The 20799-nt window shown below is 71.1% G+C and carries 15 protein-coding genes and 1 pseudogene; 12 read left to right on the top strand and 4 right to left on the bottom strand.

Annotation, left to right across the window (positions count from 1 at the left end):
• The first annotated feature begins 73 nt into the window (after positions 1-73).
• Together OG230_RS34910 and OG230_RS34905 are read left to right on the top strand one after the other, a co-directional pair.
• Positions 74-691 carry a DinB family protein gene (locus OG230_RS34910; RefSeq protein ID WP_328907779.1) on the top strand — a complete coding sequence of 206 codons (618 nt, stop codon included), beginning with the start codon at positions 74-76 and terminating at the stop codon, positions 689-691.
• A gap of 167 nt (positions 692-858) precedes the next feature.
• Positions 859-2916 carry a PA14 domain-containing protein gene (locus tag OG230_RS34905; RefSeq protein WP_328907778.1) on the top strand — a complete coding sequence of 686 codons (2058 nt, stop codon included), beginning with the start codon at positions 859-861 and terminating at the stop codon, positions 2914-2916.
• 132 nt (positions 2917-3048) lie between these two features.
• Here the strand turns inward: OG230_RS34905 and OG230_RS34900 are convergent, their stop codons facing one another.
• Both OG230_RS34900 and OG230_RS34895 read right to left on the bottom strand, forming a co-directional pair.
• The gene (locus OG230_RS34900; RefSeq protein WP_328907777.1) at positions 3049-3378 is read right to left on the bottom strand and encodes an NIPSNAP family protein; all 330 of its coding nucleotides are present in this window, start codon (positions 3376-3378) and stop codon (positions 3049-3051) included.
• A gap of 72 nt (positions 3379-3450) precedes the next feature.
• A complete protein-coding gene (locus OG230_RS34895) occupies positions 3451-4164 on the bottom strand; it encodes a GntR family transcriptional regulator (protein ID WP_328907776.1) in 714 nt (237 codons plus the stop codon).
• Positions 4165-4333: 169 nt separating this feature from the next.
• Between OG230_RS34895 and OG230_RS34890 the strand changes: the two genes are divergently transcribed.
• The 8 genes and pseudogenes from OG230_RS34890 (at position 4334) to OG230_RS34855 (ending at position 15869) form a co-directional block, all read left to right on the top strand.
• Positions 4334-5347, top strand: coding sequence for a BMP family protein (locus OG230_RS34890; RefSeq protein ID WP_328907775.1), 1014 nt, complete (start codon positions 4334-4336; stop codon positions 5345-5347).
• Entirely contained in the window at positions 5344-7065 is a 1722-nt protein-coding gene (locus OG230_RS34885; RefSeq protein ID WP_328907774.1) for an ABC transporter ATP-binding protein, read from the top strand. Before OG230_RS34890 ends, OG230_RS34885 begins: the two co-directional genes overlap by 4 nt.
• 190 nt (positions 7066-7255) lie before the next feature.
• Entirely contained in the window at positions 7256-8350 is a 1095-nt protein-coding gene (locus OG230_RS34880; protein ID WP_328907773.1) for an ABC transporter permease, read from the top strand.
• Positions 8347-9270 (top strand): ABC transporter permease, encoded by a 924-nt coding sequence (locus tag OG230_RS34875; protein ID WP_328907772.1) that lies wholly within the window; start codon positions 8347-8349, stop codon positions 9268-9270. Before OG230_RS34880 ends, OG230_RS34875 begins: the two co-directional genes overlap by 4 nt.
• A gap of 70 nt (positions 9271-9340) precedes the next feature.
• Positions 9341-10336: an ornithine cyclodeaminase family protein gene (locus tag OG230_RS34870; RefSeq protein WP_328907771.1), complete on the top strand. Its 996-nt coding sequence runs from the start codon at positions 9341-9343 to the stop codon at positions 10334-10336.
• Positions 10337-10406: 70 nt separating this feature from the next.
• A pseudogene (locus OG230_RS34865) lies at positions 10407-10949 on the top strand (hypothetical protein); the annotation flags it as partial.
• A 292-nt stretch (positions 10950-11241) separates the two neighbouring features.
• Positions 11242-11886, top strand: coding sequence for a dihydrofolate reductase family protein (locus OG230_RS34860; protein WP_328907769.1), 645 nt, complete (start codon positions 11242-11244; stop codon positions 11884-11886).
• A gap of 248 nt (positions 11887-12134) precedes the next feature.
• A complete protein-coding gene (locus tag OG230_RS34855; protein WP_328907768.1) occupies positions 12135-15869 on the top strand; it encodes a S8 family serine peptidase in 3735 nt (1244 codons plus the stop codon).
• 218 nt (positions 15870-16087) lie between these two features.
• On the opposite strand, the gene OG230_RS34850 is transcribed toward OG230_RS34855, so the two are convergent.
• Positions 16088-17002, bottom strand: a complete 915-nt coding sequence (locus OG230_RS34850; protein WP_328907767.1) for an SDR family NAD(P)-dependent oxidoreductase — start codon at positions 17000-17002, stop codon at positions 16088-16090.
• 148 nt (positions 17003-17150) lie between these two features.
• Here OG230_RS34850 and OG230_RS34845 point away from each other — a divergent pair, with 148 nt between their 5' ends.
• Positions 17151-18017: a helix-turn-helix transcriptional regulator gene (locus OG230_RS34845; RefSeq protein WP_328907766.1), complete on the top strand. Its 867-nt coding sequence runs from the start codon at positions 17151-17153 to the stop codon at positions 18015-18017.
• Between the two features lie 239 nt (positions 18018-18256).
• The gene (locus OG230_RS34840; RefSeq protein WP_328907765.1) at positions 18257-19249 is read left to right on the top strand and encodes a transcriptional regulator TrmB; all 993 of its coding nucleotides are present in this window, start codon (positions 18257-18259) and stop codon (positions 19247-19249) included.
• Between the two features lie 40 nt (positions 19250-19289).
• Here OG230_RS34840 and OG230_RS34835 read toward each other — a convergent pair whose 3' ends face one another.
• The gene (locus OG230_RS34835) at positions 19290-20660 is read right to left on the bottom strand and encodes a chloride channel protein (RefSeq protein ID WP_328907764.1); all 1371 of its coding nucleotides are present in this window, start codon (positions 20658-20660) and stop codon (positions 19290-19292) included.
• Positions 20661-20799: the final 139 nt, after the last annotated feature.

The raw sequence follows: 20799 nt of genomic DNA, 5'->3' as shown, positions 1-20799 counted from the left end.
GTGCGAGGCTGCCGGGCTGTCGGCCCGTCCGTCCTCGCACTCCTACCAGCTCGCCCTCACTTTGGGAGCCTCAGTGACACCGCCCCGCCTGGACCCGTTGTTGGAGCAGTTCGACTTCGCCTGCGAGCGCCTGACCGGCCGCCTGAGCGGGCCGGTGATGGACAGCGGCGACGGTTCGGAGACCAAGGTCGGCCCCATGAGCGACGAGGAGTACTTCTGGGAGCCGGTGCCGGACTGCTGGTCCGTACGGCGGCGTTCGGACGGGCCCGGGCCGCGGGCGACGCTCCTGGCGGGTGCCGGTGACTGGGGGCGCGATGCCGCGTCCTATCCGCACCCCTGGCCGCCGCCCTTCACCACCCTCGCCTGGCGTCTGAGTCACCTGAGCGAGATGCTGACGCTGCGGGCGGAACACACAGCGGGCGGCCACGTGCTGACACGGGCCGACTACCGCGTCAGTGGTGACGTCGCGGAGGCACTCGCCGCCTTCACCGCCGGGGCCGCGGCGTGGCGCGAGGCACTGGTGGGCGTCGACGACGCCGCCCTCGACACCGTCGGCTACTGCACCTATCCGCATGGCAGTGACGCGGAGGAGCCGTTCATCGACATCGTGTGGTGGGTCAACCAGGAAGTCCTGCACCACGGGGCCGAGATCGCCCTGATCCGCGATCTCTACCGCTCACGACCGGTCTGACCCGGCCGGTGGCCCCGTGTCACGGCAGGACCGCCCGGCCCGGGATCACACGCACGGATCGAGGGGCGGCGGGATTCGCCCGACGCCTTACAACCAAGCGCCCGGCTCGCGTGTCTTGATCGTCGGCGGCCACTCTCCGCCGTAAACGATCAAGACCGAAGGAACGCATGAACCGACCCAGGGGTACGAAGGTCGCCACCGCCGGCGCCGTCGTTCTCGCCACCGCGGGCGGCCTGCTTGGCGCGGCCCACCCCGCTTCCGCCGCTGTGACCTGCGCGTCGCCGGTCTTCAAGCGGACGTTCTACGCGAACACCACCTTCTCCGGTACGCCCAAGGGCACGGACTGCGACTCCGTGATCGACCAGAACTGGGGTACCGGAGCGCCCGGCTACAAGGGCATGCCCGCCAACTACTTCGGTGTCCGCTGGGCCGTGACCCGCGACTTCGGATCCGGCGGGCCCTTCACGTTCAGCGCGTCCTCGCGCGACGGCATCCGTGTCTACCTCGACGGCGTCCGCAAGGTCGACCTGTGGAAGAACGTCGCCACAACCGTCTCCAAGACCGTCACCCTGACCATCCCGTCGGGCAAGCACAGTCTGCGCATCGACTTCGTCAACTGGACGGGGGCGGCCAACGTCAAGTTCGCCTACGCTCCCCGCACTTCGGCGACGACCGACAAGGTCAAGCCGCTCGTCCCCACCGGCACCGCCGTCACCTACAGCACGGCGACCGCGGCGGCGAAGGTCGGCTGGGCGAAGAACGCGGAGATGGACCTCGCCGGCTACCAGGTGTTCCGCCGCCTCAAGGGCACCACCTACCCGGCGAAGCCGATCGCGACGACGACGTCCACGTCGTACACCGACACGACCGTCCCGAAGGACGGCAGGTTCTACTACTACGAGGTCCGTGCCTTCGACAAGGCCGGCAACATCTCCTCCGGCACAGCCGACCTCGGCATCACCACCCTGGACCGGACCGCTCCCGCCGCCCCGAAGGGTGTCGAGGACAACTGGGCCATAGGCACCCCGAAGACCGTCACGCTCTACTGGGACGGCAACGCGGAGACCGACCTCGCCGGTTACCGCGTCTACCGCTCGACGTCCCTTCCGGTCGCCCTCACCGCTGAGAACCGGCTGACCGGCGACGCCTTCTCGTCGGGCGGCTACAGCGGTCCCCTCCCGCAGACGGGGCACACCTATTACTACGTCGTCACCGCGGTGGACACGCACGGCAACGAATCCCCGGCGTCCGGCACGGCGGAGTACTACAGCCGCGATCTGACGGGCCCGGTCGACACCGCGCTCAACGCGCGAGCCGTGGAGAGCGAGGCCGGCGTCACGCTGGCCTGGGACGCCTCCGAGCGGACCAGCGACGATTTCGCGGGCTATTCGGTCTTCCGGTCGCGCCAGTCGCGCACCACCCCCGGAAGGACGATCGAGGAGGTCGGCAAGGGGGTGCAGGGCACCACCTTCACCGACGCGGCTCCGCCGCCCGGCGTCACGTACTACTACGCGGTGGTCGCCCTCGACCACGAGGGGAACGGAGGCGTGGCGTCCCAGGAGCTCTCCGTCGGCGTCGTCGGCAACACGACGGCACCCGCGGCGGTCACCGGAGTCACCGCCGTCCCGAAGGAGAACGGCATCACGTTCACCTGGGACGCGAGCACCGAGCCCGGTCTCGACCACTACCGCCTGCTGCGCGGAACGCTCGTCGACGGCCTGTGGACCTACACCCCGGTGCCTCACCCCTCGAACTTCCAGCCGTGGGAGATCAGCGGGACGACGTTCCACGACTTCGTACCCGCCGACGGACAGCAGGTGCGGTACAGCGTCGTGGCCGTCGACCAGTACGGGAACCAGATCACGCCGGACTCCGGCGCCACGGTCACACCGGTCACCGAGCTGGACCTCCGCCCGACCGCTCCGGCCGCGCCCGGAGCCCCTCTCGCCTATCTCGGCGTCAATCAGAGCGGCTGGCTGAGCTGGGCCCTGTCCAGCGCCGAGAACGAGAACGGCAGTGCGGTCACCGGCTTCAACGTCTACCGCTGGAACCGGCAGACCGAGGCGTTCGACCTGGTCGGCACCGAGCCCGAGGACACGTCGAGCACCGGGTCCTGGGTGGACAGGGACCTGCCGGCGGCGACGACGGTGTACTACCGCGTCACGGTCGTCTACGCGGACGGTTCCGAGTCGGGCGCGAGCCAGGCTGCCGCTGTGACGCACTGACCGCACACGCGGAAGGTCATCCCGCCGGGAGAGGACGGACGTCGATCCTCCGTCCCTTCCCGGCGGGAGGTCCGAGGATGCAGCGCGGACTGCGGCCCGACACCCCCGCGTGACGCGTTCGCCCCGCGACGCTCAGTGCGCGGCGGAGTCCGTGTTCGCCGGGTCGAGAGGGCGCAGGAAGCGGCGCTCGTAGCGCCGGATGCACTGCGTCCGGCGAGCAAGCTCGAACGCGGCCTGGCACTCGGGATCAGTGACGCTGTCCGTCCGGTACCGCTCGTACTCCGCGAAGCCGGGGAACGAGAAGAGTGCGTACGCGATGTCGCTGTCCCCCTCGCTGGGCAGGAAATAGCCGTGGTGCGTGCCGCCGAACCGGTTGACCAGGGTGACCCAGCGGCGGCCGTACTCCTCGAAGTCCTCGATGCGGTCGGGGTCGATCTCGTACTTCAGGTGAATGGTGATCATGTGACGGAATGATGCCCGAACCGGGCAGGGCACCGAGGGACCGGGTGCCGCGGCACGCACATCGCCCGCTTCTCACCCCCGGCGACGGCGTGCGGCGACCTCCTGCGGGTCGATGTCCGCGTGGGACCACCGGGCCGCCAGGGCCAGGCTGGTCGCACGGCCGTCCGCGACGTGTTCGTGGGCCAGGCGGGCCGCGAGGTCGCCGTCGCGGGCGGCGACGGCCTCGTACAACTGCTGGTGTTCCGCGCACTGTTGCGCCGGGTCCCGCTGGGCGGTCAGGCGGAAGAGCCAGTGCATACGCGCCTCCAGCGGACGCATTACTCCGCTCAGCAGCGCGTTGCTCGCGAGGTCGACGATGTCGGTGTGAAAAGCCGCGTTGGCGAAGGCGATGGCGCGGCGGTCCTGCTCACGTATCGCGGTACGGGCGACGTCCAGGCGCGCCGCCAGGCGTTCCAGCCCCTCTTCGCCCGCCCGCTCCGCCGCCAGGCGGGCGGCGAGGGACTCCAGTGACTCGCGTACGTCGAAGAGGTCGCGTACGTCGGTCGGCGTGAACGGTGCCACCAGCGCTCCCCGGTGCGGGACCAGCACCACGAGTCCGTCGGCCGCCAGGAGACGCAGCGCCTCGCGCAGGGGAATGCGCGAGACCTCGAGCTCCGTGGCCAGGTCGCGCTCGACGAGCCTTTCGCCCGGCTGGAGTTCGACCTCGATGATGCGCCGTCGCAGGGTTTCGTACGCATGGTCGCGCAGTGAGCGGCGCCCTGCTTCGGACGGTTGAGCTGGTGTCACCAAGGCTTTTCCTCCACTCGCGAACGGTTCCACAGTAAGCGGACCGTGCGGCAGGACCGCTAGTGCTAACCGCTCGCTAACACAACGGCAACATCGCACCCGGAAACTGGGGCCGCATAGCGGTATACCACTAACCGGCTCGCGGGCCCCGTCTCCTGGAGGCACCTCAGTGGCACCTTCCCGAACTTCTCTCTCCACCCTCGCCGTCGCCGCCTCCGTGGTCTCGGGGCTGCTCCTGCTGACCGGCTGCGGCGGTTCCTCCGCCGCCGGGGACACGGACGGCGGTGGCAAGCTCAGGGTCGGCGTCCTCTTCCCCGGCTCGCTCTCCGACGACGGGTTCATGGCCTCGGCCCACCTCGGCTACCAGCGCGCGGAGAAGCGGCACGCCGGCGCGGTGCAGTTCAGCAAGGTCGAGCAGGTGGCGACGGCCGACTACGAGAAGGCCCTGGTCCGCTTCGCCACCACCTCGGACCTCGTGATCTCCCTGGGCGGACAGACGGACGCCGACGTCCGCAACGTGGCGGCCCGTTTCCCGAAGGTGAAGTTCGCGGAGATCGGTGGCCCTGCCGACGGCAAGCCGCTCGCGAACCTCTCCCTGTACGACCCGCAGCAGGCCGAGGCCGCGTTCCTCTCCGGCGCCGCGTCGGCGCTGCTCTCCGAGAAGGGCACGGTCGGATTCGTCGGCGGCGCCGAGCTGCCCGCGATCGTCAACGCCGCGAAGGAGTACGCCAGGGGAGCCGAGGCGGCCGACCCGGACGTGAAGGTCCTCGCACCCCAGTACGTGGGTGACTTCAACGACGTCGCCAAGGCCAAGCAGTCCGCGCTCGCCGACTTCGGCGCGGGTGCGGACGTCCTCGGGCAGATTCTGAACCTCGGCCACAAGGGGGTCGCTCAGGCCGCCGGCCAGCGCAAGGGAAAGCTGATAGGCGGCCCGATCGCCCACCCGTGCGGAACCGATCCCGCGTACGCCGGATATGTCGAGACGGACATCGGTGCGGAGATCGAGTACGCCGTGGACCACCTGGTCGCCGGGGACTGGAAGGCGGAGGCCGTCCACTTCGGGTTGACCTTCACGGAGCCGCGCAACGACATCGTGCTCTGCGACACCTCCGACCCGGCCGTGGGCAAGAAGCTCGACGAGCTGAAGCGCAAGATCACGGCCGGGGAGATCACGACCCGATGAGCGCGCCTGTTCCCGCCCTGGAGATCACGGGGCTCACCAAGTCCTTCGGTGCGGTGCGGGCCCTGGAAGAGGTCGGCCTCGTCGTCGAGGCCGGCACCGTGCACTGCGTGCTCGGTGAGAACGGCGCCGGCAAGTCCACCCTCTGCCACGTCGTGGGCGGCTCCGTCACGCCGGACGGGGGCGGACTGCGGCTGTACGGCTCGCCCTACGCGCCACGCCGGCCCGCCGACGCGCTCGCCGCGGGCGTCGCCATGGTGCACCAGCACTTCAGCCTCGTACCGACCCTGACGGTCGGCGAGAACCTGCGACTGCTGCGCCTGCGGGATCTGCCGCGTCGGGTGGCGCGTGTGCGGGAGGACTACGGGCTCGACCTCGACCTCGACCTTAGGGTGAGTGATCTGCCCGTCGGGGTGCGGCAGCGGGTCGAAATCGTGAAAGCGCTGCTGCGGGAACCCCGGCTGCTGGTGCTGGACGAACCGACCGGAGTCCTCGGCCCCGCCGAGACGGACGCACTCCTGGCGACTTGCCGCCGGATCGCCGAGTCGGGGCGGGCCGTGGTCCTCGTGACGCACAAGCTCGGCGAGGCGGCGCGGGCCGGGGACGCGGCGACCGTCCTGCGCGGTGGGCGGGTGTCCGGGGGCGGGCCGCTGTCCGAACTGCCCCCGGAGCGTCTGGTACCTCTGATGATCGGGCGGCCCGCCGAATCACTGGGCGCGGGGCTCGCGGGCACGATCGGTCTCGCCGCCGACGACGTGGCTCCGGCGACGGACGAGACCGGCAGTCCGCGCTCCTCCACCGACGGGGCCGGACACGACGGCCGCTCCGACGGTCCGGCACCCGCCACGCCCGCACGCCGGGCGGAGGGTCCGGCGGCCGGGCCGGCGCTGCGCCTCAGCGGGATCAGCCTGCGTCGCCCCGACGGCACGTACGCGCTCGACACCGTCTCCCTCGATGTCGGAGCCGGCGAGATCGTCGGGATCGCCGGGGTCGAGGGAAACGGCCAGAGCGAGCTGATGGCCCTGCTCGGCGGCGCGCTGACGCCCGACGGCGGCCGGGTGGAGCTCGACGGACGGGATCTGACGCGCGCGGCGCCGCGCGAGCGGACCCGGGCGGGGCTCGGCGTGGTGCCCGAGGACCGCCACCGGGAGGGGTGCGTGCCCGAACTGCCGGTCGCCGCGAATCTGTTCCTCGGACGGCTCGGGCAGTTCCGCCGGTACGGGACGTTCCTGGACCGGCGGGCGATGGGCCGGGCGGCGGACGAGGTGATCGCCGAGCACGGCATCCGGGCGGACGGCTCCGCGGCCCTCCTGTCGTCGTTGTCCGGCGGCAACCAGCAGAAGGTCGTCCTGGCGCGGGAACTGGCACTCGACCCGCTGATCTGCCTGGCAGCGGCGCAGCCCACCCGTGGCCTGGACATCGGAGCGGTCGGCGCCGTGCACTCCCGTATCCGCCGCGCCTCCGAGGCGGGGGCCGGCGTCCTGGTGGTCTCCAGCGAGCTGGCCGAGCTGCTGGTCCTGTGCGACCGGATCGTCGTGGCGTACCGGGGGAAGCTGCTGGGGCCGGTCGATCCGCGGGAAGCGGACGCCCGGGAGCGAATCGGCACGCTGATGCTCGGCGCGAGCACGCCGGAAACCGGCGTGGAGTGCGTGCGTCCCGGGCCGGATGGCGTCGCTCAGGAGCCGGCGCAGGCGGTACGCGACGGCGCCTCGGGCCGCTGAACCTGACTCCGGATCAGCCGAAGGCCGGGCCCGGTCCCGTCCCCTCTCCCCCACCTCGCCCCCTCTCCCATCCCATCCTTTCCCTCCCCGTCCCGCGCCTGCGGGCGAGACCGCGCTCGCCCTCGCCCCGCCCCTCGTCCCCACCGGCGCAGGGACACGCACGTCTTCCACGCCCCTCATAGGAGCCACCATGTCGCCCCCATCCCTTCCCCTGCCCGCGATCGCGCCCTTCCGGTTCTCCGTCGCCCTCCGGCACCCGGTCGCTGTCGGCGTTCTCGCCGTTGTGCTCGCCGGTGCCGTGGGACTCGGACTCGTCGTAGGAGCCGGAACAGCGCCGGCGACGGCCTGGGACGCGCTCGTCGAGGGCATGTTCGGGTCGCCGTACGCCATCGGGAGTTCCCTCAACTCGGCCGCGGTGCTGGCCCTCATCGCCACCGGATTCACCGTCGCGCACCGTGCGGGCCTGGTGAACGTCGGTGGGGAGGGCCAGCTCTGCGCGGGCGGGGCGGCTGCCGCGGCCGTGGGGCTGGCGCTGCCCGCGGGGGTACCGTCCGCGCTCGGGGTGCCGGTGGTCCTCGTCGCCGGGTTCGCCGCGGGAGCCTCCTGGGCCGGGATCGCCGCATGGCTGCGGATGAAGCGGGGCACCAGCGAGGTGATCACGACGCTTCTGCTCAATTTCGTCGGAGTGGGCCTGGTGTCGGTGGCCGTGCACGAGGAGGCGTTGCTGCGCCAGCCCGTGACCTCGTCCGAGACCCTTCCGCAGTCCGCTCCCTTGCCGCCCGGGGCCCAACTGCCCCTGATCGGCGGTGTCGAGTCGCCCGCGACCGCGATCGTGGTGATCGCGGCAGTCGCCGCCGTGATCACCGGTGTCGTCCTGCGGCACACGGCCGTCGGCCTGCGGCTCCGGTCCGTCGGGCACTCCCCCGCCGCCTCGGCCCGCCTCGGACTGCCCGTGGGCCGGCTCGAAGCGGGCAGTCTGGCGTTCGCCGGCGGTGCGGCGGGGGTCGCGGGCGCGGCCCTCGTCGCCATCGCCCCGTACGTGCTCGCCGAGCACTTCTCCTCCGGCTACGGCTTCTCCGGGCTGGTCGTGGGACTGCTGGCACGCGGCTCGCTCATGGCCGTGGTCGCCGTGTCGCTCCTCTTCGGATTCCTGACCAACGGCGGCATCAACCTCCAGCTCGCGGCCGATGTCCCCGCCTCGTCCGTGCAGATCGTGCAGAGCCTGCTCGTCCTGTTCGTCGCCGCCGCCATGTTCAACACCACACGCACCGGGAGCGCCTCATGAGTGCGGTCGTCGACGAGCTCGCCTCCGGTGGGGTGCGCCTGGCCATCCCTCTCCTCCTCGCCTCGTCGGGCGAACTCCTCAGCGAACGTGCGGGAGTCCTGAATCTCTCCGTCGAAGGCATGATGCTGACCGGCGCCTTTGCCGGCGCCGCGGGCGCACTCGCCTCGGGGAGCGCGAGCGTGGGCGTGCTCACGGCCCTGGTCGCTGGGCTTCTGTTCGCGGCACTTCAGGCGGTGCTCAGCGTGACCCTGCGCGCGGACCAGATCGTCACGGGCATCACGGCGAACGCCCTGGCGCTCGGCGCGACGACGTACGGCTCCCGGGTCCTGTTCGGCGACGCCGCGGCCGAGTCCGTGCCCGGCTTCGAACCGATCCCCGTACCCGGGCTGCACCGCATCCCCGTCCTGGGTCCGGCCCTCTTCGAGCAGACCGCACTCGGTTACGCGGCTTTCGTCATCGCCGTCGCCCTGGCTCTCGGGTTCAGCCGTCGTACGGTGTGGGGGCTGGCCGTCGACGCGGTCGGTGAGGACGCGACCACCGCGGACCGCTGCGGCCTTCCCGTGCGTACGATCCGGTACGCGGCGGTGCTGGCCACCGGCGCCGTATCCGGCCTGGCGGGAGCCCAGTTGGCGCTGTCGGAGGTCCACGCCTTCAGTGACAACATCACCGGGGGCATCGGCTATCTGGCGGTCGTCGCGGTGATCGCGGGCCGCTGGCGCGCCTGGCCGACTCTCGTCGCCTGCCTGTTCTTCGGTGTGGTGCAGTCGCTGCGGTTCGCGGCGCCCGCGCTGGGTCTGCACCTGTCCGCGCCGCTCCTGTCGACGCTCCCGTACGTCTTCGCGCTGCTCGCGGTCAGCGGGCTGGTCGGCCGCAGCCGGGCGCCTTCGGGCCTGACGGTCCCGTTCCTGCGTGGAACCTGACGGTCCCTCGCAGCCCCGCACGCCGACCGCCCTCCGCCCGCCCTCCCCCAACTCCCCAAGGACAAGAATCATGACGCTGATCCTGACCCGCTCCGACATCGTCACGCTGCTCAAGGACGCCGGGGAGGACGTCGAGGCGGCAGTGGAGCAGTGTCACCTGGATCTCGCGCTCGGCCGCGCAGTCCTGCCGCCCCCGCCCGCCATGCCGCTCCCCGGCTCCGACGGGACGTTCCTCGCCATGGCGGCGGCATCGGCTCCGGCCGGCCTGGCCACGGTGAAACTGCTGGCGGACCTGCCCGCCAACCGCGAACGCGGACTCCCCGTGCAGCGCTCGGCCGTGCTGGCGGTGTCGGCGGAGACGGGGGCCTGTCAGGCACTGCTCGACGGAGCCGAGGTGACGCGCGCCCGCACGGCAGCCGCCACCGCGGTCGCCACCCGCGCCCTCGCCCGGGAGGACGCGCGCACGCTCGGCCTCATCGGCACCGGACCGCTGGCCCGCGCGCACGCCCGCGCGCTGTTGCCGGGCCGCGCCTACGAACGCGTCGTGCTCTGGGGGCGCACCCCCGCCCGAAGCCAGGAACTAGCGGACTGGATCCGCACGGAACTGGCCACCGACGCGACGGTGACGACCGGGCCCCGAGCGGTCGTGGAGGCGTCGGACGTCCTCTGCACACTGACCCCGTCCCGCGAACCGCTGGTCCTGGGCAGCTGGCTGTCCCCGGGCCAGCACATCAACGCGGTCGGCGCCCCGCCGCGCCCCGACCACCGGGAGATCGACACGGAGGGCGTCGTACGCAGCCGCGTGGTGGTGGACGCCTATACGACGGCGCGCGCGAAGTCCGGCGAGGTCCTGATCCCGCTCGCCGAAGGCGCAGTCACCGAGGACGACTTCCGCTGCGAACTCGGCGCCGTACTCGCGGGTCTCGAACCCGGCCGGACGTCCGACAGCGACATCACCCTGTTCAACTCGGTGGGCGTGGGCCTCCAGGACCTCGCCCTGGCCCGACTGCTGATCGACCTCGCCCATGCGCGGGGGGTGGGCACGCGCATCGAACTCAGCAGTTGACCGCCGAAATTCCGCCGGGTGTCGTCGTCCCTCCCTGTAGCGTTCGGGTCTCGGGCAAAGGAGGGTCGACGTGCGTCCCCTCCTGCTGATCGATGTGGACGGACCACTGAATCCGTACGCCGCGAAGCCGCACCGCAGACCCGAGGGCTACGAGACGCACCGCTGGTCCACGCCTCGCTGGGAGGCGGCCGAGCGTCGACGCCTGACCGAGTGGGGCCTGCCGAACAAGCCGGTCAAGCCCTTGCGCGTGTGGCTCAACCCGACCCACGGCCCGGCGCTGGCCGACCTTCCCTACGACCTGGTCTGGGCGACGACGTGGGAGGAGGAGGCCAACACCTTCGTCGCCCCCGTCCTGGGCCTGCCGGACCTGCCTTTCATCCCCTGGCCCTCGCCGCGACGCGCGCCCGTGGACGGCGTGTTCTGGAAGACGCCGGAGATCGTGGAGTGGGCGAGGGGCCGTGCGTTCGCCTGGGTCGACGACGAGATCACGGAGGCGGATCGCGCCTGGGTCCGGAATCACCACGACGGTCCTGCCCTGCTGCACCGGGTCGACCCGCGGTGCGGCCTCGCCGACGGGGATTTCACCGCGCTCGGGGTCTGGGCGTCGGAGCTGGGCCGACTCCGTGCCGTCCCGTCGCGGTTGTACGCGGGTGGCCGAACCTGCGACAGCCCTGGCGTGAACATGGTTCTGGGAACCAGGGGCGCGTGACGGTCGCCCTGTCCGGGTCTCGTGACTGATGTCGTCGGAGTGACATCACTGACCTGGCCCTGCCGTCCGTGACGGCTCCGTCAAGCCTCCTTGATGATCGAGCAGATAGTGGAAGTCTTCACAGGGCGAACGCCCTCTCACCACACGAGGCGTCCGCACCACGCAGCCCCACAGGTCCCCACCCCAGGAGAAACACGTGGCTCAGCTAGTGCGGGTCCAGAACTTCAACGTCTCGAGTGACGGCGTCGCTGCCGGTGTGGACCAGAGTCTCGAGAGGCCGTTCGGCTTCGACCATCCGGAGAGACTGTTCGCCTGGGCCGGAGCCACGGCGAGCTGGCCCATGCGCACCGACCCCGGGGGCGGCCGGGGCCTCGACGACTACTTCACACGGGACTTCGCACACAACATCGGCGCCGAGATCATGGGGCGCAACAAGTTCGGGCCCCAGCGCGGGCCCTGGAACGACCACGAGTGGCGCGGATGGTGGGGCGACGAGCCCCCCTTCCACACTCCGGTGTTCGTCATGACCCACCACACGCGCCCGTCGTTCACGCTCTCCGACACCACGTTCCACTTCGCCGACGGCGACCCGGCCACCGTCCTCGAACAGGCCCGGGAAGCGGCACGGGGCAAGGACGTCCGACTCGGCGGCGGAGTCACCACCATCCGCCAGTTCCTCGACGCCGACCTCGTCGACACCATGCATGTGGCCGTCTCGCCGATCAAGCTCGGATCCGGACTACGTCTCTGGGAGTCCCCCGACGAGCTCCTCGACCGATTCCACCTGGAGGTCGTGCCCAGCCCGAGCGGCGTGACACACCACCTGTTCTGGCGAAAGTGACGGTGCCTCAGGGGTGACTGTTCCGCCTCCTGAGGCAGCACACGAAGCTGTGGAGAGGGTCTCCCCAGGTCCCGCGATCGCCTTCGTCGGCGGCGGAGCCGCGCACGGCGTCGGCCGCTGTCGTCGGCGCCGAGACGTCAGGCTTGCCCGGGATAAGCGCCGTTTGCGGTCGGCAAGTCCTTGCCATGGCAAGGACTTGCCGTCATCAAGTCTTCACGTCGGGCGTCGCCGGCCGATAGACCCATGGCATGTTCTCCCCCTTTCAGTCTTCCGCCTTCCGGCGCAGGCGCTGGCAGCTGATCTCGGTTGCCACCGCCGTGCCGCTGTTGGCGTCGGGGCTCGCGGTTCTGCAAGCGCCCGCACAAGCCTCCCCGAGCAAGCCCACCGTTCCCGCCAAGCCCTCGGCGACCCACAAGGTCACCCTGGTCACCGGCGATGTCGTCACCGTCAGCACGATGGCCGACGGCACGCAGACAGCCGACGTCGACCGGCCGGACAGCGCCGTCGGCGGCGTAAAGATCCAGAAGATCAAGGGTGACCTCTTCGTCGTCCCGGACGAGGCGGCGCCGCTCCTGGGCACGGCCGAGCTGGACAGGCGGCTGTTCAACGTCACCGACCTGATCGAGATGGGCTACGACGACGCGAAGTCCGCCGCGGTGCCACTGATCGCAACGTACGACCGGCCGAAGTCCCGCTCGGCCGTCGAGCCGACGGCCCCCCGGGGCAGCAAGCTGACCCGCAAGCTCAAGGGCATCAGCGGTGCTGCACTCAGCGCCGAGAAGAAGCAGACCCGCACCTTCTGGACCACCGTCGCGCCGCAGGGCAGCCCGACGTTGGGCGCGGGTGTGGCGAAGCTGTGGCTCGACGGCCGTGTGAAGGCCGGCCTCAAGGAGAGCGTGCCCCTGATCGGCGCGCCCGAGGCGTGGGCCGCCGGGTACGACGGCAAGGGCGTCAAGGTGGCGGTGCTCGACACCGGCATCGACGCCAACCACCCCGACTTCGCCGGCCTGATCGACGACACGGCCAGCTTCGTGCCCGGTGAGGGCGTCACCGACGTCAACGGGCACGGCACGCATGTGGCCGGCACGATCGTCGGTTCCGGAGCCGCCTCCGGTGGCGACAACAAGGGCGTCGCCCCGGGCGCCGACCTGTTCGTCGGCAAGGTGCTCGGCGGCGTGGAGGGCTACGGCCAGGACTCCTGGATCATCGCCGGCATGCAGTGGGCCGCCGAGACCGGTGCGGACGTCGTCAACATGAGCCTCGGCGACTCCTACCCGACGGACGGCAGCGACCCGATGTCGCAGACGGTCGACGCACTGTCCGCGCAGTACGGCACGCTGTTCGTCATCGCGGCCGGCAACTCGGGCCCGGAGAGCATCTCCGCCCCGGGCGCGGCCGCCTCGGCTCTGACCGTGGCCGCCACGGACAAGCAGGACCAGCTCGCGAGCTTCTCCAGCACCGGCCCGCTGACCTACTCCGGCGCCATGAAGCCGGACATCGCGGCGCCCGGGGTGGACATCACCGCCGCCCGTTCGCAGGAGATGACCGACGGTGGTGAGGGCCTCTACCGCACCATCAGCGGCACCTCGATGGCCACCCCGCACGTGGCAGGCGCCGCGGCGATCCTGGCCCAGCTGCACCCGGACTGGACAGGCGCGCAGCTCAAGGAACACCTGATGAGCACCGCGAAGGGCCTGGACGACGGGTACTCGCCGTACGAGGTCGGCACCGGCCGCCTCGACGTGGCCGCCGCCGTGCGCACCACGGTCCGCGGCACCGGATCGCTCTTCTTCGGCAACTACACCTGGCCGCACAAGCCGGAGGACGTCGCCGTCACGAAGGACCTGACGTACACGAACAACGGTTCCACCGACATCACGCTGGACCTGGCGCTGACCAACGATGGCGGGCCGTTCGCACTGGGAGCCACCACGGTGACCGTCCCCGCGGGCGGAACCGCCGCCGTCCCGGTGACCGGTGACCCGCAAGCCGCCTCGGCGGGCCGGCACGTCGGCTACGTGACAGCCACCGACGCGGCCACCGGGAAGCCCGTGACCCGCACCTCCGTGGCGCTGCTCAAGGAGGAGGAGCGCTACGACCTGAACATCAAGCTGGTCGGCCGTGACGGCAAGCCCGCCAGCGGCTGGGTCGGAATCAACCTGGCCGGCGACTCCTGGCCGTGGAACGTCTACGTCGAAGGCTCGACGACGATGCGCATGGCACCCGGCCTGTACACCGTCGCGGGGTACCTCGACGTGGCAGGCGAGAAGGCGGACCGCTCCGGCGTGGCCGTGCTGGTCGACCCGGAGACCGTGCTCAAGGACAGCTCCGCGAACGTGGTGCTCGACGCGAGCAAGGCAAACCTGCTGCAGACCGAGGCGCCGCAGCGCACCGAGGACCGCCAGCGCAAAGTCGACTTCAACGTCCACTACAAGGGCCTCGACCCGTACATGGACTACCGCAGCGCCTACGTGCTGCCGCCGACGTACGACGACGTCTACATCGCCCCGACTGAGCCCATGAAGCAGGGCGAGTTCATGCTGATCACCCGCTGGCGCAAGGGCGAGCCTCAGCTCGGCCTGAGCACGTTGGGCGGTCGGCTCCGCTTCGAGGCGATGGTGCAGGCGGGCAGCGCCCTGGGCACCGCCACGGACACGCTGGCCGCCGTCTACGCGGGCAACGGCGCGACGTCCGCGTACGAGAAGACGAACGCCAAGGGCAAGGTCGTCGTCATCACGCGCAGCGACGAGGTCTCGCCGCAGGAGCGCACCGACGCCGCGGTCGCGGCCGGCGCGAAGGCGCTGATCGTGGTCAACGACGGTGTCGGCGGCCTGATGGAGTACGTCGGCGAGTCGGCCATCCCCGTCGCCACCGTGCACCGCGACGCGGGCAAGGCCCTCATAGCGACGGCCAAGGCCGGCATCCTCAAGTTGACCGTGAAGCAGACCGAGCACACACCGTTCGTCTACGACCTGACCCGGGACTACCCCGGCCAGGTCCCGGACCGGGAGCTCGTCTACAAGCCGTCCCAGCGGGACCTCGCCCGGATCGACGCCCGCTACTACTCGGCCACGGAGGGCAAGTTGTCGGAGGGCTACCGGTCCGACTTCACCCTCAGCCCGTCGTTCAACATGCCCGAGATCGAGTGGCACCCGGGAACCCGCACCGAATGGGTGACCCCGGGCCAGGTCTGGAGGGAGTTCCACGCGCAAGGTGTCGACGGCCCCCTGCCGTGGGTGATGGTGTCGGGCGACAACACCTATGCCAAGGGCAGCACCAGCCGTCTGGACTGGTTCGCTCCGTTGACCCGCCCCGCTCAGAGCGAGTCCTTCGGTGTGTACAACTCCCGCTGGCAGAACTACATGACCTGGAACGTGCAGGCGTGGGCCTCCGCCAGCGACAACATGCGGCTCGGCGGCTACCTGCCGTGGGGGGAGACTCCGTCCCACCTGCAGGTCTTCCAGGGCGACAAGCTGATCCACGACAACCCGGTCAGCGGGGACATGCAGTGGGTGGAGGTGCCGGCGGGCAACCTTCCCTACCGCACCGTCCTCGACGTGGAGCGTCCCGGTGACGTCTTCCGGCTGTCGACGCGCACCCACTCCGAGTGGACGTTCATGTCCGACACCGTCGACTCGGACTTCTTCGAGCCGTTCTCGGTGCTGAACCTGAACTACGAACTGGAGTCGGACCTGCACGGCGACGTCAAGGCCAACACCACGCAGCGCATCGCGCTCAAGCCGGTGTCGATGGACCTCGGCACCGTGCCGGGCAAGGTCACCACCGTGAGGCTGGACGTCTCGTACGACGACGGCGCCACCTGGCAGAAGGTGACCCTGGCCAAGGGCTCCGGCGGCTCCTGGACGGGTTCGTTCAGGACGGCCAGGAAGCCCGGCGGGTTCGTGTCGGTCCGCGCGAGCGCCGGGACGGACCGCGGCTTCGGCGTCAAGAACGAGATCATCCGGGCGTACGGCCTGCGATGAGCCGCACTGCCGGGCCCCGGGGAGGCGACTCCCCGGGGCAGTTGGTCCAGCCTGCCTGGCGCTTGAGTCCGGCGGGGGTGCGCAGGTGGCCATGGCGCGGGGTCCGGTGCCGGTGCGTATGCGTGCGGCGACCTAGGGCCTCAACTGACCAGTGATTCCGCATGAGTTCGGCGAGTTGTGCCGGGTCGGCCTGTTCGGAGCGCAACCGCCCCGGCTGCTCACGCCGCGGTGAACCGTTCAGCCGCATCCCAGAGTTCGCCTTCGCGCCGCGGGTCGTAGGACTCCTGCGACGAGCGGTCTGCACGGCTGCGGTCGACGTAGGAGCCGGTCGGCGCCCGGGTCGTGCCGAGCACGACATCGGCCAGGTAGCGGCCCGCCGCGGTGCGGCTGGTGGCGAACGGGGTGAGGGTCATCACCGGCATGATGCGACGCATCGCGAACCTTGAGACGGGTCCCGCATTGCGGGCGAGGCCGGTGCCGGGGACGAATCCCGGGTTGTAGGCGATGGCGTCGATCCCGGACGGCAGGCGGCGCGCGTACTCGTGCACCAGGTAGATCGCGGCCAGCTTGCTCGTCGAGTACGCGGTGCGCCCGCCGGCCGCGGTGTCCGGCTCGGGGAAGGCGCCCGTGCGCACGAGGACGTCCGGGGACTTCCATGCTGGGCCGGGCACCATGCCCATGTTGTGTTTGAAGTCGCCGAAGTGGGTGTCGCTGGCAGTGATCACGATCCGGGCGGGAGCCACGAATCGGTCCTGGAGCAGGCGGACGAACAGGTGGTTGGCGAGCACGTTGACCGTGAAGGTGGACTCGAACCCGTCGGGTCCCTCGGTCAGCGCGTTCGTGTACTGCATGCCCGCGTTGCCCACGAAGCCGCGCAGCGGCGGCAGGTCAGCGCGATCGAGCCGGTCGCGGATCTCGCCGGCAGCCGAGCGGACGCCGGCCAGCGAGCCGAGGTCCGCCGAGACGTGCGAGACCGTGTGCCCGTCCGCGCCGAGCTCCGCGGCGAGCTGCGTGCCGGAGGAGCCACGGGCCACGACCAGGAGGTGCAGGTCCGGCGACTGGCGCAGGATGTGCTCCGCGGCGACGCGGCCGATCCCCCGGCTCGCGCCCGTCATCACGATGGTGTGCTTCATGGAAGACTCCTTCACTGGTCAAGCGATGGCGCCCGGCTCGGGCGCCCCTCCACGTTCGCCGCTCGCGCCACCGCCAACCAGTGCCGTCCCCGTCACTAGGACCGGCAGTACCCAGGCTCATCCGGCACCGACCGGAGAGAATGAACCCATGGCCTCCTCCCGCTCCGATTTCGCCGCACTCCTGCGCGCCTGGCGCGACCGGCTGTCCCCGGCCGACGCCGGCTTCACGCTGTCGGACGGCCGCCGTGCCCCGGGACTGCGCCGCGAGGAGCTCGCACAGCTGGCCGGGATCTCCGTCGACTACGTCCTGCGCCTGGAACAGGGACGCGCGAAGAACCCCTCGGCCCAGGTCGTCAACGCCCTCGCCCGCGCCCTTCAGCTCTCCCGCGCCGAGCGCGACCAGCTGTACCGAAGCGCCGGGCTCCTGCCGCCCCAGGACGGGACGGTCGGCACCCACGTGCCCGCGGGGATCCAGCGGCTCGCCGCGCGGCTGGGCAACGTACCGATCGGCGTGTTCACCGCCGACTGGACCCTGGTGTGGTGGAACACCACGTGGAGCGCCCTGCACGGCGACCCCGCCGTCCTCCCGACCGCCGAACGCAACCTTGCCCGCGCACTCTTCGGCAACGGCGCCGCCCACGCCTCGATGCTTCCCGCCCAGTCCGAGCGCGGGCAGGATGCTTTCGAGGCGTCGATCGTCGCCGACCTCAAGGACGCCGTGTCCCGCTATCCCGCGGACGCCCGGCTCGATCGTCTCGTGCGGGAACTGCGAGAAATATCCGACGCCTTCGCTCATCACTGGGCCGCGCGGACGGCCGCCGCCCAGCACACGACGGACCGCAAGACGATCCGGCATCCGGAGATCGGCGACATCCTGCTCGACTGCGACGTCCTCATCGTCCCCGGCGCGGACCTGCGCATGGTCACCTACACGGCAGCGACCGGAAGCAGCGACGCGGGGAAACTGGACCTTCTTCGCGTCACAGGTGGGCGTACCGCCACCGCGCTCCCCTGATCGGCGGCTGCCGGGCGGTTCCGCCGAGCCGGCTGGGCGGACCTCACCGCCGGTGCCGGCCACTACCGGTCACGGACCGAGCACGCGCTCGACCTGCTTCCTCTCGCAGCCCGAGAACGCATCAGCCCTGCTCCCCGGGGCCCTTCCCCTCGCACCTGCTCCCAGCAGGGACTATTCAGGGCCTGCCGCCGTGGCGCATACTCTCCCCGCTGCGACAAGTGGAAGAGAGTCGGTCGCCGATGCTGGATGTTCTGGGCCTGGAGCCCGATGACGAGCGCGTCTACCGGGCGCTCCTAGGACGGCCGAGTTCCACCGCGATATCGCTGTCGGATCTGCTCGACCTGTCGCCGGCCCACACCGAGAATGCCTTGTGTCATCTGGTCGAGTGGGGACTGGTGACCAGCTCGGCGGACGAACAGTTCACCGCCGCGCCGCCGGCCATGGCCCTCGGCGCTCTCATCAGCCGGCGCCAGGACGGACTGCGCATGGCCGAGCAGGCACTGGTGACCTTCGCCGAGGAACACCGGGCGGCGATGACCGGGAACAGCATCAGCGATCTGATCGAGGTCGTCACGGGCGTCGACGCCATCCGGCATCGCTTCCTCCAGGTGCAGCAGGCAGCCCGCACGCAGGTCCGCACCTTCATCACCGCACCGTTCGTCGCCGTGCCGCCCGGCGAGAACTCGGCCGAACCCGTGGCCATCGGCCGCGGCGTGCACTTCCGTGCGGTGCTGGACCGGGCCGTGCTGGCAGAGCCGGGCATCATCGCCGATGCGATCGACTCCATGCGCAACGGCGTGCACCTGCGGGTCGCCGACCGACTGCCGATGAAACTCGTACTGGCCGACGCCGATCTCGGCCTTGTCCCACTCGCGGTCACACCAGCCGGAGAACCCGGCGCCGTGCTGCTGCACCGCAGCGGCCTGTTGGACGCGCTGGACGCGCTGTTCGAGACCGTATGGCACACCGCCCACCCGCTCCAGCTGTCGGGCACGGGCGGAGAATCCGAACCCACCGTCGAGCTCGGTACGGAGGGCCCGACCGACCTCGACCGAAAGATCCTCGCCCTGCTGCTGGCCGGCCTGACCGACCCGACGGCCGCGGCCCAGCTCGGACTGTCACCGCGCACACTGCACCGGCGCCTGCGCCACCTCATGGACATGGCCGGAGTGCGGACTCGGATGCAGCTCGGGGGTCATGCCGTCCGGCACGGCTGGGTGGAGCCGCACTGAGCGGACACTCGGACCCGGTGCGGGAGTCGCTGAGCCCGTGTCACGCCGCCCCGCCCGCTTCGGCCGCACGGCGGCCGGACGCCTTGTCGCCGCCCGTCGGCAGCAGTTCGGTGGTCACGAAGGCGACCACGGCCGCGAGGATCACCACCGGCATCATGGCGGGGCTTCCGAGCAGCAACGCCACGAGGACCACGCTGCTGACCGGCAGCCGAAGCGTGCTGGCCGCGGCAGCGGCCATGCCCGCGGCCACAGCCGGCCCGAGGCCCAGACCGGGCAGCGGCGCCAGGAGTACGCCTGCGGCGGCTCCCAGGAACAGTGCGGGGAAGACAGGTCCGCCGCGCAGGCTGCCCAGGCACAGGGCGTACGCGACCGCTTTGAACAGCAGGACGGCGAGCAGCGCCCCCACGCTCCAGGCGTAGGGATCGGCGGCCAGCTCGGTCAGTGTGGCCTGGCCCGAGAGGGCGACCTCTGCGGGTGAGCGGTCGGTGGCCAGGGCGTAGAGAGCGGCGCAGGCGGCGGCCCCCAGTGCACAGAGGACGGTGCGCGAGAGGACGTCGGCCGCGACGAAGGACACCACCCACTGGCCCGCCCGCATCACCGGCTGCAGGAGTACGGCCAGGGCGAGGGCGATGAGCACCCCCCAGAGCACGTCCCCGGCGTCCAGGCGCGGGACGGGGCCGGGCAGCTCGATGCGGAGGGTGCCGGTTTCCAGCCCGGTCCAGCGGCCGAAGCCGGTGAAGACCAGTGCCCCGACTCCGCTGGAGAGCAGGGCGGGCAGCATGACCGCGAAGAGCTGGGGCCCTCCCACCCCCGCCACCTCGATCAGGAGCACCGCCGCGACCAGAGGGTTCCCGAAGATCGCCGCGATGGCGGCGGCGGCACCGGCCGCGCCCAGGAGCGCTGTGCTCTGCGGGGTGGCCTGGGCCCGTGCGAGATCCCGGAAGAGGAGGGCCAGACCGCCACCCAGGGCGATCAGCGGTGCCTCCGGGCCCAGGACCGCTCCGAACGGCAGGCACGCGGCGGCGGCGAGCAGTACGCCGGGCAGCGCCACCGACGAGGCGCCACCGGTGTGCAGTCCGGCTGCGGGAACGTGGCCACCCGCGCCCGGGAGGTGCGTGGCGACCAGGCCGACGAGGACACCGGCCACCAGGAGCAGGGGGAACGGCCACCACCAGGGAGGTGTGTCCCAGCCCAGGTCGTGGGGAAGGTCCGCCCACAGGAAGTGTTCCAGCTCGTGCAGGCCGACGAGGACCCAGAAGGCGGCCAGGGACACCGGGACGCCGAGAAGGGCCGAGAAGACGAGGACCTTGAGGTAGCCGGGGGCCCGGAGGATGTCCCGGAGCAGGTCCGCCTCTTCCGGTTGTTGCTTCCCGTCGGCGGGTGCTCCGGGTCGGGGGGGCGGCTCCGTCATGACGGCTCCTCCCCCGTCCGCGTACGCCGGGCGAACGAAACCCTGTCCTTCTGCATCATCCAAAGTGACACGAGATCACGTGGACCGCAGCGCGTGATCAGGAGCCTGGCGTGTTTGCCACACGATTGGCGCTCACCAC

The organism is Streptomyces sp. NBC_00234, assembly GCF_036195325.1.
Classification (GTDB): Bacteria; Actinomycetota; Actinomycetes; order Streptomycetales; family Streptomycetaceae; genus Streptomyces.
The sequence above is the reverse complement of the archived record's forward strand: the minus strand, read 5'-3'. Positions and strand labels throughout refer to the sequence as shown.

Excerpts from the sequence above, each read along its gene's own strand:
- OG230_RS34905 (WP_328907778.1), top strand. The coding sequence starts at position 859 with ATGAACCGACCCAGGGGTACGAAGGTCGCCACCGCCGGCGCCGTCGTT.
- OG230_RS34900 (WP_328907777.1), bottom strand. The coding sequence starts at position 3,378 with ATGATCACCATTCACCTGAAGTACGAGATCGACCCCGACCGCATCGAG.
- OG230_RS34885 (WP_328907774.1), top strand. The coding sequence starts at position 5,344 with ATGAGCGCGCCTGTTCCCGCCCTGGAGATCACGGGGCTCACCAAGTCC.
- OG230_RS34880 (WP_328907773.1), top strand. The coding sequence starts at position 7,256 with ATGTCGCCCCCATCCCTTCCCCTGCCCGCGATCGCGCCCTTCCGGTTC.
- OG230_RS34875 (WP_328907772.1), top strand. The coding sequence starts at position 8,347 with ATGAGTGCGGTCGTCGACGAGCTCGCCTCCGGTGGGGTGCGCCTGGCC.
- OG230_RS34870 (WP_328907771.1), top strand. The coding sequence starts at position 9,341 with ATGACGCTGATCCTGACCCGCTCCGACATCGTCACGCTGCTCAAGGAC.
- OG230_RS34855 (WP_328907768.1), top strand. The coding sequence starts at position 12,135 with ATGTTCTCCCCCTTTCAGTCTTCCGCCTTCCGGCGCAGGCGCTGGCAG.
- OG230_RS34850 (WP_328907767.1), bottom strand. The coding sequence starts at position 17,002 with ATGAAGCACACCATCGTGATGACGGGCGCGAGCCGGGGGATCGGCCGC.
- OG230_RS34845 (WP_328907766.1), top strand. The coding sequence starts at position 17,151 with ATGGCCTCCTCCCGCTCCGATTTCGCCGCACTCCTGCGCGCCTGGCGC.
- OG230_RS34840 (WP_328907765.1), top strand. The coding sequence starts at position 18,257 with ATGCTGGATGTTCTGGGCCTGGAGCCCGATGACGAGCGCGTCTACCGG.
- OG230_RS34835 (WP_328907764.1), bottom strand. The coding sequence starts at position 20,660 with ATGACGGAGCCGCCCCCCCGACCCGGAGCACCCGCCGACGGGAAGCAA.